The following is a 16,244-nucleotide window of genomic DNA, read 5'->3' as shown; positions in this document are numbered from 1 at the left end:
ATGCCTGCATTCCTCTACCGTGCGGTTGATCCGGCGGGCAAAAAATTCAAGGGTTTGTTGGAGGCCGCGAATGAAACCGCCGTCCGTGCGCAATTGCGCAAACGCAAGCTGCTGCCGCTCTCGGTAGAGGCGACACAACAACGGGCGGGGGCGGCGACCGGCCTAAGGCCGCATCGGATGGCGCTGAAAAAACAGGTTCTGGTCACCCGCCAACTGGCCACGCTGGCAGGTGCGCAGGTGCGGATCGAGGATGCGATCAAGATAGTCGCGGATCAGATGAAGGGCGCGCGGGATATCTCACTTTTGTTGAACATGCGCAGCGCAATCATTGACGGGCGCAGTTTTGCCGAAAGCCTTGAGGATGCATCAGGCAGCTTTGACGAGTATTACCGCGCCTCCGTGCGGGCGGGGGAAAGCGCCGGTAAGCTGCCACAGGTGTTGGAACATCTCGCCGTGCATATCGAGGACCGCGCCCGCAATCGCCAGACCTTACAACTGGCGTTGATCTACCCTGCCCTTTTGGCACTGGTGTCTCTGGGTGTCATTGTGGCGCTGCTGACTTTTGTGGTGCCGGATATTGTGCGGGTGTTCACGGCGCGGGGGGCGGAATTGCCTGCCCTGACCCGTGGATTGATTGCCGTGTCGGACTGGTTGCAACGCTGGGGGTTGATCAGCGCGGGCATTATGGCAGCGGCCATTGTCAGCATGCTGGCGGTTTTGCGGCAGCCAGCAATGCGCCTGCGCTGGGACAGATGGCTGACCCGCGCACCGGGGATCGGTGCCTTGACCCTCCGGCTGAATGCGGCGCAGTTTTCAGGCACTTTGGCGACATTGGTGCAATCGGGTGTCCCTCTTTCCGACGCATTGGCTGCGGCGGCGGGGACGGTGCCAAACCGCTATATCCGCGCCCGCGTCGCACAGATCACACAGAACGTGCAGGATGGTGCGGTGCTGTCGAAATCGGTCGAGGCCGCCGGCGTCTTTCCCCCCATGTTGGTTGCGATGATTGCCAGTGGCGAGGCGGGGGGCAAACTGGGGGATAGTCTGGACCGTGCGGCACGGGATCAGGCGGCATCGTTGAAGGCGACGGTGACGGCGATTGTCGCATTGGTTGAACCTGCCGTCCTGCTGGTGATGGGTGGGATCGTCCTGCTGTTGGTGATGTCGATCCTGATGCCGATTGTGGGGTTGAATGCGCTTGCAGGGTGATCAGAACGGCAGCGTCAGGCGGATCGGGCCGCCACGGGGCAATTGTGGAAACACCTCCGCTGCCGCTGGGTGCAGCAGAATGCTCAACGTCCGGGCGCGGCTGACGCGAAGTTGTGCCAGTTCGGCCGACTGCGCCCCCGTCAGGGTCACCACCCCATCCTCCCCCAAACTGCGCAAGCGCAAGATCAGAGGTGGCATCGCAATCTCGCGCTGGGTCTTTTCGCAGCGCCCCGCAGGTGTGTCTATCTCTCCCGTTGCGGTAACCCTACGCCAGCCCCAGCGCATCCCGACATCACGAAGACGGGCAGTCATATCACATGCCCATGCACCCGGCACCAATTGGGTCAACCCCGGTCCGGCCCGGCCATTGCCGTCTTGTACCGCGATGCCCCGCACCCCGGTCTGCACAATACCATCTACCCGCGTGTCATCACCGGCCAGCGTAAAGCCGGTGGCAAGATGAGGCAGCGGGAACACTTTGACGCGGCTGTTCCAGTCCAGCTGATATCCGCCCTTAAGCACAGCGCGACCGGTGCGCAGGTTGCCGTAAACCGCCACCACGGCTGGTGCCAAATTCAAGTGTCGTGTAAACAGACTTACCGGCATCCATACCCCAAGGATGCCTGCCAGTGAGACGAGGATCCCACATGCCAAAACCAATCCAGCCCCCCAGCGCAACAAGATATGGAACGGCCCCCGGCCCGTCACGACGGCGGCTTTTGGCGGGTCTTTCTGCGGCATCTCTGGTCTCCCTTGGGGCAGGTTGCGGGCAAGTTGCCTTCCCTGCAAGCGGTGCATCACGAAACAGTGGCGGGCCACAGAAATCCGCGCTGCTATTGCCACTTTCAGGTGCCTCTGCCGAGTTAGGCCAGACATTGCAAAGCGCCGCAACCCTTGGCGGTGGGCCGGGCATCGGGATTGAGATCATCGACAGTGGATCGACCCCGGAAACCGCTGTTTCCGCCGCACAGGCAGCCGTTGCTGCAGGTGCCAAAATGATTGTCGGGCCGGTGTTCAGCGCACAGGCGGAAGCGGTGGGCAAAGCAGTTCGTGTGCCCTTAGTAACCCTGTCCAATAACGAGGCACTGGCTGGGGGTGGCACCTATGTGTTTGGCGTCACGCCCACGCAATCCGCACAGGCGATCCTGTCGATTGCCGCACAGCGCAATCTGCGCGAGGTCGCTGTCATTGTCCCGCCGGGGGCTTTTGGCGCACAATCAGCAGCGGCGGCTGAAAAAACCGGGCGTGCCCTTGGCCTGTCGATGCGCCCGGCCCTGGTCCAACAAAACGCCGATGACCTGTTGGCCGCACTGCGTGCCGCCGGGGGGCTGCCGAACGCGGTCTATCTGCCCGCTGCGGATGCAACGCTTGAACCTTTTGCGCAGGCTTTGCGCGGTCAGGGCATCCAGCTTTTGGGCTCGACACAATGGTCGGCATTGGACCTGTCAGGCCGTGCCGCTTTTCGCGATGCATGGTTTGCCGCCCCTGATCCGCTGCGCTTTGCCGCTTTTGACGATGCGTTTTCCAAAGCTGCTGGCAAACCAGGCGGCATCATCAGCGGGCTGACCTTTGACGCGGTCGAACTGCTGCGCATTCTGGGGCAGTCGGGCCAATTATCGGCAAAGGGACTGACGCGCAAGGAGGGTTTCACCGGGGTTGTCGGCCCCTATCGGTTTCAAAAATCCGGCTTGTGCGAAAGGGGTCTGGGCGTTCTCAAGGTTGGCGCAGGTGAATTCAGCTTGATCGGCAGCACCTCGGTATGAGCAAAGGACGCAGCCCGGAAACAGGGCTGAGCCTGATCGAAGTGCTGGTCTCTCTGGCGATATTTGCATTGATCGGCATCGCCGGTCTGGCCGTGCTGAACACGGTCGCCCGCACCGGTGAGCGCACCGATGGCAGGCTGGACCGGCTGGCCGAACTGGACCGCGCCTTTCTGATAATTTCACGTGATCTGGCACAGGTCACATGGGCGCAAATGACATTAGGCGACGACGCGCTAGCGTTTCAACGTACCGGAGCACCCCGCCCCTTTAAAATCACACTTTCCTTGCAGGACACCACCATGATCCGCCGCGTTGATCTTGGCACCAGCCTGCCGGTTGATCAGCACCTGCTTTCAGGGGTGGCCACAATACAATGGCGCCTGTTGGATCACAGCAAAAGCTGGCACGCCGTCTGGCCACCAGTCGCGCTGGACCCGCGAACCCGGCCACTGGCTGCTGAGCTGACTCTTGGCATCTGGCGCTATGGGGTGGAAGGTGCCGACTCCCTGACCCGTCTGTTCCCCCTGCCCGCAGGACGAGGCAAATGAACCAGCGCAAGAAAGACAGCGGTGTGGTGCTGGTCGTGCTGGCGATTGCAGGCGGCTTGATGGTCTTGCTGATCTCCAGTCAGGAGGCTGCGCTGGACCGCATCGCCCGCGCGGCGGATGCCTCCGTGGTGACACAGATCGCCATGGGGGCAGAGGCCAGCGTGGTCGATGCCCTGCGTCGTGATCTGGATGACGCCCCGGAAACAGACCATTTTAACGAACCATGGGCGCGTAGCGTGATACAGGATGAGGTGCTGCTGCCCACCGGCCGGTTCTCTGTACAGATCACCGATCTGCAAGCCAAGTTCGACGTGAACCTGCTGATGGATGTGACCGCCGGTACGCAGGATTTTGCACGCCGCCTGATGGTCGCGGTTGAACAACCGCCCGAAATGGCCAACCGGATCGCGCGGGTTCTAGCCGCCATTGGACCGGTGGCAAAGCTGGAAGATCTGGAAAACTACGGTGTCACACAGGAAACACTGTCAGCAATTGCCCCACATGTAACTGCCTTGCCCGTTCCGGGGACAATCAATCTGAACTCGGTCAATCCGTTCCTGCTGAATGTGATGCTGAAAAACCGAAGCCAAACCGCACAGCTGATCCGAACACGTGAGAGCCGCGGGGCGCTGTCGCGGGAAGCGCTGCACAATGTCGGTGCCCTGCGTCCGCAAAACAGCGGCTTCACCTCAAATGCCTATCTTGTCGATATTCTGGCAACCGCCGGGGAGGCGCAGATCAGGATGCAATCTGTTGTCGTCCGCCGCAATGCGCGAGGAGAAAAAGCAGTGGAGATTGTAGAGCGCCGCTTTCTGTATGAAGATCCCGACATAGCCACAAATTAAACGGCCCCCCGAAAGGGAGGCCGTATTTCGTTGTTTGTTCTCAACCGTTTAGGGATTGAAGGGTTCTGCTGTCAGGCTGACCGCAATGTCGACGCTTTGCGCGTCTACAGGCTCTGCATTGCGATCCGCATCAAACATGGCGCGGAAGGCGCTGCCAAGGGTGTCAATACCCGCAACCGCAACAGCGGAACTACCACAGGCGGCAACAAACAGAACACCGGCAAGCACCACAGAGGATTTTGATTTCAGTCTCATATCAACTCCTTCTTAGTTGGTTGCGCCGGGCAGAGGTGTGTTCAGGTAGGGGAACACATTCTGCAATTCAGCCGCCGAAATTGGCGCACCATCAATGAACGGCGCGTTGCCCACGGGCGCATCTTCCGGGGCACAAAGACCCAGATTGATCATGTCGCTGTCGGTGTCTTCCACCGCCCCTTCAATGCCCAGTTCAGCACCCAGTGGCAGCGGGTGACACAAGGCCCCCATCACAACACGCAGCGCAATATCAACGGTATCATCCCCCGGACGGCGCCCATTTGGAAAGCCAGCAAGATCTTCGGCAACAACGCCAAAGGCACTTTGATCCGCGCGGGCGGTGGCCGGAATGGCCGTGTTCAGGCGCATCATTTCAGACGCCGTGACTGTGGCCTGCTGGTTCACCCCCGGAAAGCCGGTCAGGAAAGCGGTCACAAGGTCGGTCCGCGGCAGGTTCGATGGCGCAATATTCGAGGTCGCCCCAAGTGGTTCGCGGAACAGGATGTCGATCAAGGCAGGCAATGTCGGGTTGGTCACATAGGTGGCCAAAGCGCCGTCCTGTGTTGGCTCTGCCGCGTTGAACAGATCTTTGTCCGGCAGGCCGATCACAACTTCATTCACCAGCGGTGCTGACAAACGCGATTGCTGTACATAGGCACCACCATAGACGGATGTTGCCGCATAGGTTGGTGACGGATCTTCGACATTCCCCTGTGGCAAGCTTGCCGTGGTCCAGGCACCAATCACGCCGTTTCCTTCACCGGTCACACAGCTGATAGGCACTTCAAGCGCCAGCGAGGTGACATTGAATCTGTCAACCAGATCATCATTTGCACGGTCGTTGGTGATAGACCCTTCTAGCGGCACAAGGTTCACAAGGTCAAACACCTCTCCAAGGTTCACGGCAAAGGCTTCTGCGCGCTGCCCGACAAAGACCTTGCCCGGCATTTCACACCCTGGGATCGAGATGGTCTGGATCTTCGCATTGGCATAGGCTTCGTAATCAGGGATCGTCTTTTCACCAATGTTATCAATCGGCTTGCTGAAAGACGTCTCACCACCGGTGCCAGTCACCGGCGTCGCTGTGCCGGAGCGACGATCGCCCGCAATATGCGTCACGGTATAGCTTTCGATTTCATTCAATGGATCACTGGCAGCACCCGTCAACGGGCCCGCGGTGCGCAAAGGAATGGCAACCGTGGCGTCCCCGATTTGCAAGGCGATACCGCCGCCATCATTGGCAAGCTCGTTTTTGAAATCAAACTGAAAGGTGACATCCTCAATTGCGTCACCGTCGTTGTCGATATGAATTTCATAGATCGCATCAGGATCCATCGTGAAATAGTTCGGCCCGCCATATGGGGCCTGCAAAGGAATGTAGTTGGCAATGAAGGTCACGTAATCCTCACGCCCCGGCTCGTAACTGCGGAACATGTAAAAATCTGACGCATCGACTTTCGGCTGTTCGGTAATCCCCGGCGCTTCGCGGTGCGAGGATGCTGTTGCTGCCGAAGCAACAAGAGCGGCCGCGCTGACCGTCATTGCAAATTTTGCAGCATTATTCTTAAATCGCATCTGTCTCTCCTGATTGGACGGCATCGCATTTGGTTCACGGGATACCATTTTGTAGATTTTTTATTATCTGTATGAGGAGATACGGGATGGCTGACAGTTTAGTTTCAGGCAAGGCTGGCAGTTTCGACAGCCTCTGGTCAAAGCGTTGTTAAGCTTGACTTATATTCAAGCAATAGTTTTGACCTTCGTTCTGGCGCGGCTCTCTTGGATTGATCTTCGGACATTTCGCCTGCCTGATGTTTATACTTTGCCATTGATCTTGGCGGGGCTGATCCTCGCAACAGGGGACAAGGGGATCGGACTGCCCGCGTCCCTGCTCGGCTGCCTGCTGGGCTTTGCACTATTCTGGGTTGTAGGGCAGTATTACTTCTGGCGCACGGGGCAGGAGGGATTGGGGCTGGGCGACGCCAAGCTTTTTGCCGCAAGTGGTGCATGGCTCGGCCCGGCAGCTTTACCTTATGTATTGCTGATCGCGGCACTGGGGGGGCTGGTGTTTTTACGGATGCGCAAAAACGCTGTCAGGCGGGAAATCGCATTCGGTCCCTGGCTGGCACTTGGATTCTGGCTGGTCTGGATCGCTGAACACTTTGCCTAAGCTCAGAAGACATCAATCCTACAAGATCAACCGCTGGCCGCATCCATTTCCAGACGCTTCTGAAGCAGTTGGCGCGCGCGGTCAAAGGTCGGCTTGACGCGTTTGGTCTTGCTTGCATTTGGACGGAAAGGACGGCCCAATACGACGGCGACAGGGCAACCCAAACTCGCCTTTTTCAAAGAGGGCGATGCCGCCAGAATTGTCTTGATCGTAGGTTCCAACCCAAGCCATTCGTCCTGAATACTACAGGCTGCAATCAAAATGAATGTGCCGGATCCGACATAGCTGCCCAGCAATCGGGTGTTGTCGGCTGCGGCTGAAATACTGTTCCAGACCTCCGACAATACAGTGGCAAGCTCCTGCTCTGTGCAGCTTCGGTACAGGGCATCAAACGACTGAATTTGCCCCGCAAAAACAGAGGTTTCATCAACCCGGTAGCGTTCCATGGTCGACAGGTAATTGCCCAGTGAAAACACATCGGTATGTTGTTTGACACCGCGCAGGCAAACTGCATCCTCAAGAGCAAAACAATGCTGCCCTTCCGGCCCATCCAGTTTGGATTGCAACGCGTTGATATCCAGCGTGATCCGGTTTTCTGCCATCATACGTTCGGCAATCTGCAACCTTATGCCAATGCCTTTTATGTCAAATGGTTTGGTGATGTAGTCATTCGCACCTGCCCCGAACGCGCTTTCGATGGAGCGGCTATCGGAATGCGCAGTCAGCATGATGATCGGCGTGTCCGCATAATAACGCAGTTTGCGGATCTCGCGGCACAGAACAACGCCATCCATACCCGGCATCGCAATATCCAGCACCAAGACATCAAACCCCCTGTCGTCCCGCACAAGAATATCAAGTGCCGCAGGACCAGAGCCCGCAACAACAACTTCGTCGTGGCCTTCTTGCTTCAGGATAACCTTCAGCAAATCTAAAACAACTGGGTCGTCATCTACAGCGAGAATTCTCATCTTGTTTCCTTGCGAACCATAAGTTGAATTCAGTGGTGCCTCACAATCTGGACAAATTTGTGAAAAGACTTGGCCAATTTTGAGAGTTTCAGCGGGTTTAAGGCGGTTATGTGAAATTCTATCTGAAGTTGTCTTAATGTTGTCACAACCTCGTCATTGATTTGCCGGGGATGAGTGGTTTCTTGCTTCGGTAAACATAGGCGCTCAATTTCATGCGCCGCTCTTGAATAGGAAACGACAACCATGCGTATTTTGGTAGTAGATGATGATCCGGTAATCCTTGATCTCCTTGCCGATTGTTTGACCGAGGAACTTGGTTATCATCTTCACATGTATGATTCAGCGGAAAGTGGTCTGGAGGCGTTGCATACGTCACAAGAACCATTTGACTGTATCTTGCTGGACATCATGCTGCCCGGAATGGATGGCATTCAGATGTGTGAGCTGCTGCGCCAGACAACACAATGTTGTTCAACACCGATCCTGATGATCACCGCCAGCAACGAAGTCGGGCTGATGGCACGGGCCTTTGAGGCGGGTGCGACCGATTTCATCAACAAGCCGTTGAAGCCGGTGGAATTGACCGGGCGCGTCGTGATGGCCGGCCTGCTGAACCGCAGCCTTGCCAAGGCACAACACACAATGAGCGCGCTGAGTGATTCATTGAAACTGCGGTTCGAAGAGCCGCTGGACCTTGAGGTTCCCGGGATGACCAGCATCCTTGCTCATGAAAACCAGTTGCTGCGTTGCAATGCAAACTGCTTTGTAATGACCATGTTTACGCTGAACGTATCAGGGCTGCGCGGCATTTATCGGACTGTCAGGTCCCCTGCCTTCCGCCAGTGTCTGGAAACGATTGGGACTGCAGCCATTGAAACCCTGGGCCAGCACAATGTGAACCTGTCCTACATTGGCAATGGCCGTTTCTTTGGCACCGTCATGGACCGCAAGCGTCTAGATCAAGACAAGCTAAACGAGGAATTTGAGGCAAATCTGTTGGCCACTTGGGATTTCACCCAGACTGGTGTACCGGTTCCACCGACATGTACCTTTTCACAGGTTTCTCCCCAGCGCATGTGGTCAAATCTATCCGCCAGTGACAAACTGCGCGATTGTATCAACGTCGAGGCCGGTGGAAACCATCTGACCTCCAGCGAAGAGAATGACCTTTTTGCCCGGCTGAACAACAAGCTGGCACAGGAAGGTTGAACCGTTGTCTGTTGAGAAACTTGCAACAAAACCCATCTTTTTCAAGTATTGTCTCAATGCGCCCAAATTTGGCCATCTTTCCACTCCAAATTGAAAACGAGAAAGATAATCCTGACATCGCTCTTTCGGCGTAAGCAGGGAACGGAGAAGAAGATGAAAATCCTAGCGGTCGATGATGATCCTATTATTCTTGAACTGCTTGTTCAGTTTGCGGAGCTGATTGGTGAACATGAGCTGACAACTGCCTTGTCCGGCCCAGAGGCGCTTGATCTATTGAACTCCTCCGAAGCAGAGGCGTTTGATTGTTTTCTCTTTGATATCCAAATGCCCGAGATGGACGGGATCGCACTGACCAAAAGCGTGCGTTCCCTGCCATCTTACGCCGACACGCCGATTCTGATGCTGACCGCAATGTCGGACAAGCGTTATGTCGATGCGGCATTTTCTGCCGGGGCCACCGACTATATCACCAAACCTTTCGAAGTGCCTGAATTGCGGGCGCGTCTGGGTCTGGTCGAAGGCCTGGTCGAAGCACGCCAATCGCGCACCCGCAAGATTTTCGCAACCCAGAATATCTCGGCCCCATCACAGCCGGACGCGCCGGACAACGCTATTGAATTGCATGAACCCATTTCGATTTATGATGTGGACAATGTGATCGAATATATGGCGATGCAAAACTATGTTGCACAGCTTTCCCGTGGGGCCCTGTTCGGATCTACGACATTTGCGTTCACGATCCGCAAGATCGAAGAACACCATCAATCCATGTCTCCCTTCGAGTTCTACAGCCTGGTGTCTGACGTCGCAGAAGTGATCTCTGACACATTGGCCGGCCATCAGTTTCTGATGTCCTACGCGGGCAGCGGAACATTTGTTTGCGTCACCGAAAGCGGCTGGCGCCCCAAAATGTCCGCCTTGATGGATGCTGTAAACCTGGCGCTGTCGCGCACGGAGTTATACGATAATTCAGCACGGAAACTTTATGTCCGTGTCAGCGCAGGTGAAGCGATCCGCTTGATCTGGAAGTCGGCTGGCTCCGTGATGGAAGCTGTTGCCGCCGCACATACTTCAGCAGAAGCTGCCAGTGAAGCACACGAGCGGTCCTTGACCGACTTTTGGTCCGTGGAGCAACGAGCATGAAAGACATGGTAGACTCATTACCTGGCATCGAGCGCATCAAACAACGTTTCCTGAGTTTACTTCAGGAGCGGCAAACCACCATTGCCCATCACGTACTTACCGCATGGGACAGTACCGACCCCACAGAGGCCGCGGGCGAGCTTGAGGCCGCGCAGGGCATTCTGCATCAGATCGCCGGCAGCGCCGGGTCTTTGGGGTTCCATGATCTGGGTCAGACGGCCCGCGATAGCGAAAACGCGATCATTGCCTATCTTAGGGACCCGTCAGCCAAGCTCATCGACGTTATGTCCCTGATTGATAGTTTTGTCGCCAAGGGCCAGACCCTGATCGCAGAACATTAACGGCTGAGACGGTGCCGCGCAGTGGCGCAGTGCCGATACTTTCCCATTCATCTGATAGATTTCATTAAGTCAGGAGTGCTGGCCGCAATGTCAGGATTCATTGGTCCTGCGCGGGCCCCAGTTTTGCGAGGCCATCCGCCACCCAATATCTGCATTGTCAGGGTTTGTGGGTAAGGAAAAGGCAATGCCAAACGGCCCAAACGGCGAGGACAACAGACCCCGCCATTTAGGCCATGAGACAGGATTTCATTGGGATTGGCTGTGCCTGCGCCGGAAGTCTAACAAGACAAAGCGATGCCTCTTGTACCAGACCGACAAATTGCCGGACCACGTTCAAGGGGCACGCAGAACCTATGCGGCGATGGTCATGCCCGCCTTTTGCATTGCCGCCTTGATCTGATCCCCGAGGGAGATTGGATCAAAGGGTTTGCTGATCACATCTGCCGCACCGATCTGCAACAGCTCGTCAATCTCGGCATGTTGCGCGCGTGCAGTCATAAAAATAGCCGGTACATTTGCGAACTCCGGCTTTTCACGCATCTTTTCCAAAGTCTGACGGCCTGTCATACCGGGCATCATCATATCCAGCAACACGATGTCAGGTGTGTAGTTTTCGACATAGGCCAAAGCCGCCTCACCCGTTTCGCATTGTACCACATCAAACTCACCAGAAAGGCTTAGCGCCATCTCGGCAATTTCGCGAATGTCGGCATCGTCTTCTACATGTAAAAGTTTGATCATCTTAGGTCTCCGATCATGCAATGCGTTTGACGTCGATCTCATCAATCGCGTTAGAGCTTGGCTCCGATTTAGGCAGGTTAAAGTAGAATGTCGTGCCAACACCTTCTTGGGTGTCAAAGCCGATTGTACCGCCAAGGTTTTCAACAATAGCTTTACAAATGCTTAACCCCAGACCAGTGCCGCCTTTCGCCGCACGATCAGAGTTGGTCATATCTGCAAAACGATCAAAGATCTTGCCTTGTTCGGACAGTGGAATCCCCTGCCCTTCGTCCTTGACCGAAATACAGACATGTTCGCCAACATCTTTAATATCAAGGATGATACAGCCGTTAGGCGGTGAGAACTTATAGGCGTTTGACATCAGGTTGGTCAAAACCTGGATAAATCGGTTTGGATCCGTCTTCAGAAGCACCGGTTCATCCGCGCCGGTTATCTTTACATCAACGCCGAAACGCTGTTGCAACATGGCGTTAGCCCTGTCTGCCTCATGCAGAAGCTCGACCAGATCAACATCCCGAATTTCGAAATCCATTTGACCATTCGAGATTTTGTCGAGATCCAGAATATCGTTGATGATCAAAATCAGACGGTCCGCATTGCGGTGCGCAATCTCAAGCAGAGCAGACGCCTTGTCCGGCAATTCGCCTGCGGACCCCGACAAAAGCAACCCCATCGCGCCCTTGATCGATGTCAGAGGCGAACGCAACTCATGGCTGACCGTAGAGATAAATGCAGACTTCCGCTGTTCCTGTTCCAGACGGTGCGAAATATCGGTTGATACGATCAGATAGCGGCCGGCACCCCGTGGGCCCGGCAGAAACTTGATGCTGATATACATCGGTGTATCGACCAGCACAGATTCGAACTGGGTCGTCACCTCGCCTTTTTCCCGCAGGGCACGGCAAGCTTTCAAGACCGCTTCAATCTCATGGGCGAGGCTGAAATCAGTCGAGCTTTTCCCAAGATACTCCTCGTTGGCCATCAGCAAGCGCTTTTTCGCTGGGCCGTTCAGATAACTGAACTCCTCGGTCTGGGCATCAACAATCCAGATATCATCGCGCAGCTCATTCAGGGTTTGCGCCGAATGACGTTCCGCCAGCAACGCGCTCGTTTCGGTCACGTCAGTGCGTGCCGAAATCGAACCCGTCCAGGTTCCGTCTGCATCGAACAATGGAATAACTGTCGCCTGGGTAACTAGAGTACGACCGTCCTTGCGGCGCAATTGCGTTTCACCTTGCCAGGTCAACCCGCGCTGCAGGTTGCCGCGAATTAAATCCGTTACCGATCGGGCCTCATCGTCATACAATACTCTGACATGCTGGCCGATCAGTTCTGCTCTGGAGTATCCTGTCAACTTAAGCAGATGATCATTGACCTCGGTAAGCAGGCTGTCACTGTCGACGATGTTTATTCCAGCATGCTGGTCGAGTGCTTGCAGCTGTTTCAACATCGACTCGCCGGGTCGGGGTTTATTTTTGGCATTCTGCCCTGAATTTCTGGCGGCCAGTATCGCCGGTAAGAAACCCGCTATCGCAATGGCACCGGCGGCAGGCACAATATTGCCTGCAGCACCGGAAAGTAGGCCCGAAGCGGCACCATACCATCCAGCTGCCAATCCACAGCCGAGGGCCGCAGTAATTGCGGTGTCGCTTTTCAGTTTAACCGATAGCACAGTTTCACCTTCGCCTTTCCGACCAAAGCCCCGCAAAATATAGCGAGGCAAGTCAATTTTATTCAATTCAAAAACATCATGAGCTGTAAAGCGGGCATAAATGTGGCATATCTAGCCAAAAATGAAATTTTGTTTTGTCGAGCCTAGGAAGCCAAAGCCTGACATCGATTAACTTCAGCTGCAACATCGGCAAGGTCTGTCCGGCTTTTTATCATGTTTGCAAACAATCGTGGATCTGTTTCCCGCTCCGCATCCGCAGAAAGGGCAATCACCTGCAGGTCAGGTTTAAGTTCCAATATGTCATCCAACAGCTGATCTGCGTCACCGTCAGGCAAACCCCAATCAAGGATCACCACGTCCAATGCTGAATTTTCCAGCAACTGTTTGGCGGCGGCAATGGATTTTGCATGGGATACTGTCGCAAATTCACCCAAGGCCCCTGCTACGATTTCCGCAAAATCATGGTCATCCTCGACATGTAGAACGGCGAGTTTGTTATTGGACGGTTCGTTGGGCAACAGCCGGACCTGTGGCTCAGCCTCAAGCGCACTTTCGGACAATGGCAGTGTGAACCAGAAAACCGTGACACCATTCGGAGTGCTTTTATACCCGATCTGGCCGCCATGGCGCAGAACGATTTGCCGCGTGATATTGAGGCCAAGCCCGGTCCCGCCCTTGGCACGTGTGTCTGAACTGTCAGCCTGCGAGAAGGCTTTGAAAATACGATTCTTGAAGTTTTCCGGCACGCCGGGGCCACTGTTCTGAACATAGACGATCGCCATATTGTCCAGCCGCTCTGCCTTGATCAGCACCTCGCTGTTTTGATTGGAATACTTGCAGGCGTTGGAAATCAAATTTGCCAGAATCTGCTTGGTACGCCCGATATCTGCATAAATGCTCAAGTCCTCTTCAGACATCTCGATACGCAAAGAACTATCATGCGTTGTGGCAAATGGTGCCATTTCCAACACCACAGTATCCACAACATCCGCAAGATCCACATCGTCGAAATCAAACGAGATTTCACCCGAAGAAATTTTTTCAAGGTCCAGAATATCATTTACGATATCCGTCAGCCGGTCCGCATTCGATCCGGCAATCTCTATCAAACGCGCCTGTCCTTTGGTCAGGTTATTATCTTTTGAAGCTGTCAAAAGCCCCAGCGCACCCTTGATCGACGTCAAAGGTGTCCGCAATTCATGGCTGACTGTTGAAACAAATTCACTCTTGATCAGATCAAGTTTTTTCTGGTCGGTAATATCGATAATCTGCGCAATAAACAAATTACCGCCCAGATTTTTGTCAAAAGACCACGATACATTCAACAGGCCCCAACGTTCGACCTCCGAACTATCCAGAATGCGATGCTCTGCTGTATAGACCGAGGCGCTACCCGTCTGCATCAATTCGGTAATCGACTTGTATAGCATCTTGCGGTCTTCACTGGGCATCAACTCTGCAAGGCTGACGCCGTTCAGCAAGGCTGCTTCACTGCGTCCGGTCAAATGACAAAATGCTTTATTTACAATAGTAAACTTGCCGGTATCGTCCATCAGCGCCATGCCAATGGGGGCGCTGGAAAGCACCTGTCGGAACTGACTTTCGCTTGCCTCCAGTGCATTCCGGTCACGGCGCAGATCTGTCACATCTGTCTGTGTTCCGATCAAACGCAGGGCATTGCCATCCTCATCACGTTCAACCACCACCGCATCGGATCGCATCCAGCGCCAGCCTTCGTCAAAAGACTTTAACCGATATTCGGCTGTAGATCTTTCCGTCCGCCCTTCGATACAATCCAAATCTGCCTGTTGCAGCAGGGGTAGATCATCCGGGTGAATGCGCGACAGAAAGCTTTCTTGCGTGTTCATCCCGTTACAGCCATCGGGATATCCCATGATCCGGCACCACGTCTCTGACACATCCGAAAGGCCAGTGGTCAAATCAACGTCAAAGACCCCGATCTCGGATCCTTGCAGGGCCATGTCATTCAACGTCTTATGCCGCTTCAGCTCACGCTCGGCCCGGTTATGTTCTGTCAGGTCCCGTACAATGGCCGTTGTGCGCATTTCCCCATCACTGGTAAGCCATTCATTGCATTGCAAATCAAGTTCCAGAACACCGCCATCTTTGGTCCGTCCCAACGCATTGTGGTTCCCGTCCGGGTCGCTAATCTCCGTTGTTAAAGTGCTGAAATGCAGCTGGCTCATTTCGTCTTTGGAATATCCAAAGCACCGCTGTGCCGCCTGATTGGCAACAAGGATCTTGCCAGCAGCATCCATTACCAGAACCGAAATCACAGCGTTTTCAACTATCGAGCGGTTTTCTTCCGCCCGCGTCTGCGCCTGATGCCCGCTTTGGCGCGCAGTATGTCGCAAACTCTCTGCCCGCGCCTGCAAATTCCGCAAAATCAGCACGAGGAACGCAGTCAACGCCAACCCCGCGACCAAAACGGATAATGGTTGATAGGACCTGAGCGCTGCGTCAAATCCTGTCGTACTGTTATATGACAAGGTCCATGTCCGACCAAATTGGTCAAACTGCCGTTGAGTGGTGAATTCACCCTGATCCTGCACCCCTTTGGCTTCGTCAAAGATAGAAAGGGCCTCGCCGGTCGGAGGTTGGTCTGAAACCTGAAGGTTGTACAACTGTCCCTGCCCCAACGTCAGACCCTGAAGCAGGTTTTCAGCAACAAACGGGGCATTTACCCATCCCTTGAAAACCTGTGGACCACCCGGATCCTGAGCTTGGGCAAAGATCGGCATCAGCGTAACAAACCCGGGGAGCGATCTGTCTTCTTGCACCAATTGTATCGGCGGTGTGATCTGAAGCGTGCCAGTATCCCGAGCCCTCTCCAACACTTCAGCGCGTTCGGGTGAAAAGCTGATATCAAGTCCAATCGCCCTGGAGTTTTTAGCCTCAGGTTCGATGTATTTTACAATAAGATGGGTATCTCTTTCGGATTTGCGCCGGATTTCGAAATCCGGCCGCCCGCCTGCGCGAATGCTACTGACAAATTCATCGAGCCCAGCCGCAGGCACTTCTACAGAATACCCCAGACCGGTAAGGCTTGGCAGCCGGTTCTCAATCTCTAGGGCACTGATGTAGTTCCTGAAGTCACGGTGGGTCACATCATCTGATGCCGCAATATAGGCGGCAGTACCCCTGATGGTCTGAAGATAGCTTTTGGTACGCTCTCGCAGTGCCTCGACACTGTCATCAGCCAACCTCTGGAACTCTACCTCTGCTACACGCCTGTCGCTTCTCACGTTTATCGAGTACGCGGCCCCAGTCAGAGCCAAGCACACCACAACGAGCAGTATCTCCAATCGTGAAGTCATCGCACACTCACAATCTTTACCAACATTTAGAGCCGGAAC

Annotated in this window: 15 protein-coding genes; 8 read left to right on the top strand and 7 right to left on the bottom strand. The window is 54.9% G+C overall.

The features are described 5' to 3' along the window. Positions 1-1,209, top strand: a complete 1,209-nt coding sequence (locus QQL78_RS21505; protein ID WP_284376959.1) for a type II secretion system F family protein — start codon at positions 1-3, stop codon at positions 1,207-1,209. Here QQL78_RS21505 and QQL78_RS21500 read toward each other — a convergent pair whose 3' ends face one another. Continuing rightward, the gene (locus QQL78_RS21500) at positions 1,210-1,788 is read right to left on the bottom strand and encodes a hypothetical protein (RefSeq protein WP_284376957.1); all 579 of its coding nucleotides are present in this window, start codon (positions 1,786-1,788) and stop codon (positions 1,210-1,212) included. Between the two features lie 68 nt (positions 1,789-1,856). On the opposite strand from QQL78_RS21500, the gene QQL78_RS21495 reads away from it, so the two are divergent. From QQL78_RS21495 to QQL78_RS21485, 3 genes are read left to right on the top strand one after another with little or no spacing between them, the layout of a single operon-like run. After that, the gene (locus tag QQL78_RS21495) at positions 1,857-2,972 is read left to right on the top strand and encodes a penicillin-binding protein activator (RefSeq protein WP_284376955.1); all 1,116 of its coding nucleotides are present in this window, start codon (positions 1,857-1,859) and stop codon (positions 2,970-2,972) included. Further along, positions 2,969-3,520, top strand: a complete 552-nt coding sequence (locus QQL78_RS21490) for a type II secretion system protein GspJ (protein WP_284376953.1) — start codon at positions 2,969-2,971, stop codon at positions 3,518-3,520. Before QQL78_RS21495 ends, QQL78_RS21490 begins: the two co-directional genes overlap by 4 nt. After that, positions 3,517-4,365: a type II secretion system minor pseudopilin gene (locus tag QQL78_RS21485; RefSeq protein ID WP_284376951.1), complete on the top strand. Its 849-nt coding sequence runs from the start codon at positions 3,517-3,519 to the stop codon at positions 4,363-4,365. The genes QQL78_RS21490 and QQL78_RS21485 overlap by 4 nt, the downstream gene beginning before the upstream one ends. Positions 4,366-4,413: 48 nt before the next feature. On the opposite strand, the gene QQL78_RS21480 is transcribed toward QQL78_RS21485, so the two are convergent. Next, positions 4,414-4,620: a hypothetical protein gene (locus tag QQL78_RS21480; RefSeq protein WP_284376949.1), complete on the bottom strand. Its 207-nt coding sequence runs from the start codon at positions 4,618-4,620 to the stop codon at positions 4,414-4,416. Positions 4,621-4,632: 12 nt separating this feature from the next. After that, positions 4,633-6,195, bottom strand: coding sequence for a DUF4331 domain-containing protein (locus tag QQL78_RS21475; RefSeq protein ID WP_284376947.1), 1,563 nt, complete (start codon positions 6,193-6,195; stop codon positions 4,633-4,635). A gap of 178 nt (positions 6,196-6,373) precedes the next feature. On the opposite strand from QQL78_RS21475, the gene QQL78_RS21470 reads away from it, so the two are divergent. Next, complete coding sequence (locus QQL78_RS21470; RefSeq protein ID WP_284376945.1) at positions 6,374-6,790, top strand: prepilin peptidase; 417 nt, start codon at positions 6,374-6,376, stop codon at positions 6,788-6,790. Positions 6,791-6,816: 26 nt separating this feature from the next. On the opposite strand, the gene QQL78_RS21465 is transcribed toward QQL78_RS21470, so the two are convergent. Beyond that, positions 6,817-7,761 carry a response regulator gene (locus QQL78_RS21465; RefSeq protein WP_284376943.1) on the bottom strand — a complete coding sequence of 315 codons (945 nt, stop codon included), beginning with the start codon at positions 7,759-7,761 and terminating at the stop codon, positions 6,817-6,819. 243 nt (positions 7,762-8,004) lie between these two features. Here QQL78_RS21465 and QQL78_RS21460 point away from each other — a divergent pair, with 243 nt between their 5' ends. The 3 genes from QQL78_RS21460 (at position 8,005) to QQL78_RS21450 (ending at position 10,454) form a co-directional block, all read left to right on the top strand. Then, positions 8,005-8,970 (top strand): response regulator, encoded by a 966-nt coding sequence (locus tag QQL78_RS21460; RefSeq protein WP_284376941.1) that lies wholly within the window; start codon positions 8,005-8,007, stop codon positions 8,968-8,970. A 153-nt stretch (positions 8,971-9,123) separates the two neighbouring features. Further along, positions 9,124-10,113, top strand: a complete 990-nt coding sequence (locus QQL78_RS21455) for a response regulator (protein WP_284376939.1) — start codon at positions 9,124-9,126, stop codon at positions 10,111-10,113. Beyond that, the gene (locus QQL78_RS21450) at positions 10,110-10,454 is read left to right on the top strand and encodes an Hpt domain-containing protein (protein ID WP_284376937.1); all 345 of its coding nucleotides are present in this window, start codon (positions 10,110-10,112) and stop codon (positions 10,452-10,454) included. Before QQL78_RS21455 ends, QQL78_RS21450 begins: the two co-directional genes overlap by 4 nt. 351 nt (positions 10,455-10,805) lie before the next feature. Here QQL78_RS21450 and QQL78_RS21445 read toward each other — a convergent pair whose 3' ends face one another. The 3 genes from QQL78_RS21445 to QQL78_RS21435 all read right to left on the bottom strand — a co-directional run bounded on the left by QQL78_RS21445 (position 10,806) and on the right by QQL78_RS21435 (position 16,091). Then, on the bottom strand, positions 10,806-11,195 hold the full coding sequence (locus QQL78_RS21445; RefSeq protein WP_284376936.1) for a response regulator: 390 nt from the start codon (positions 11,193-11,195) through the stop codon (positions 10,806-10,808). Positions 11,196-11,208: 13 nt separating this feature from the next. Beyond that, the gene (locus tag QQL78_RS21440) at positions 11,209-12,867 is read right to left on the bottom strand and encodes a PAS domain-containing sensor histidine kinase (RefSeq protein ID WP_284376934.1); all 1,659 of its coding nucleotides are present in this window, start codon (positions 12,865-12,867) and stop codon (positions 11,209-11,211) included. A 143-nt stretch (positions 12,868-13,010) separates the two neighbouring features. Further along, positions 13,011-16,091: a CHASE domain-containing protein gene (locus tag QQL78_RS21435; RefSeq protein ID WP_284376932.1), complete on the bottom strand. Its 3,081-nt coding sequence runs from the start codon at positions 16,089-16,091 to the stop codon at positions 13,011-13,013. Positions 16,092-16,244 lie beyond the last annotated feature (153 nt).

Origin of the sequence: Sulfitobacter pacificus (genome assembly GCF_030159975.1) — a bacterium.
GTDB lineage: Bacteria > Pseudomonadota > Alphaproteobacteria > Rhodobacterales > Rhodobacteraceae > Sulfitobacter > Sulfitobacter pacificus.
The sequence above is the reverse complement of the archived record's forward strand: the minus strand, read 5'-3'. Positions and strand labels throughout refer to the sequence as shown.

What these genes read in the sequence shown, in the direction of transcription:
- QQL78_RS21505 (WP_284376959.1), top strand. Translation starts at nt 1, where the DNA reads ATGCCTGCATTCCTCTACCGTGCGGTTGATCCGGCGGGCAAAAAATTC.
- QQL78_RS21495 (WP_284376955.1), top strand. Translation starts at nt 1,857, where the DNA reads ATGCCAAAACCAATCCAGCCCCCCAGCGCAACAAGATATGGAACGGCC.
- QQL78_RS21490 (WP_284376953.1), top strand. Translation starts at nt 2,969, where the DNA reads ATGAGCAAAGGACGCAGCCCGGAAACAGGGCTGAGCCTGATCGAAGTG.
- QQL78_RS21485 (WP_284376951.1), top strand. Translation starts at nt 3,517, where the DNA reads ATGAACCAGCGCAAGAAAGACAGCGGTGTGGTGCTGGTCGTGCTGGCG.
- QQL78_RS21480 (WP_284376949.1), bottom strand. Translation starts at nt 4,620, where the DNA reads ATGAGACTGAAATCAAAATCCTCTGTGGTGCTTGCCGGTGTTCTGTTT.
- QQL78_RS21475 (WP_284376947.1), bottom strand. Translation starts at nt 6,195, where the DNA reads ATGCGATTTAAGAATAATGCTGCAAAATTTGCAATGACGGTCAGCGCG.
- QQL78_RS21465 (WP_284376943.1), bottom strand. Translation starts at nt 7,761, where the DNA reads ATGAGAATTCTCGCTGTAGATGACGACCCAGTTGTTTTAGATTTGCTG.
- QQL78_RS21460 (WP_284376941.1), top strand. Translation starts at nt 8,005, where the DNA reads ATGCGTATTTTGGTAGTAGATGATGATCCGGTAATCCTTGATCTCCTT.
- QQL78_RS21455 (WP_284376939.1), top strand. Translation starts at nt 9,124, where the DNA reads ATGAAAATCCTAGCGGTCGATGATGATCCTATTATTCTTGAACTGCTT.
- QQL78_RS21450 (WP_284376937.1), top strand. Translation starts at nt 10,110, where the DNA reads ATGAAAGACATGGTAGACTCATTACCTGGCATCGAGCGCATCAAACAA.
- QQL78_RS21445 (WP_284376936.1), bottom strand. Translation starts at nt 11,195, where the DNA reads ATGATCAAACTTTTACATGTAGAAGACGATGCCGACATTCGCGAAATT.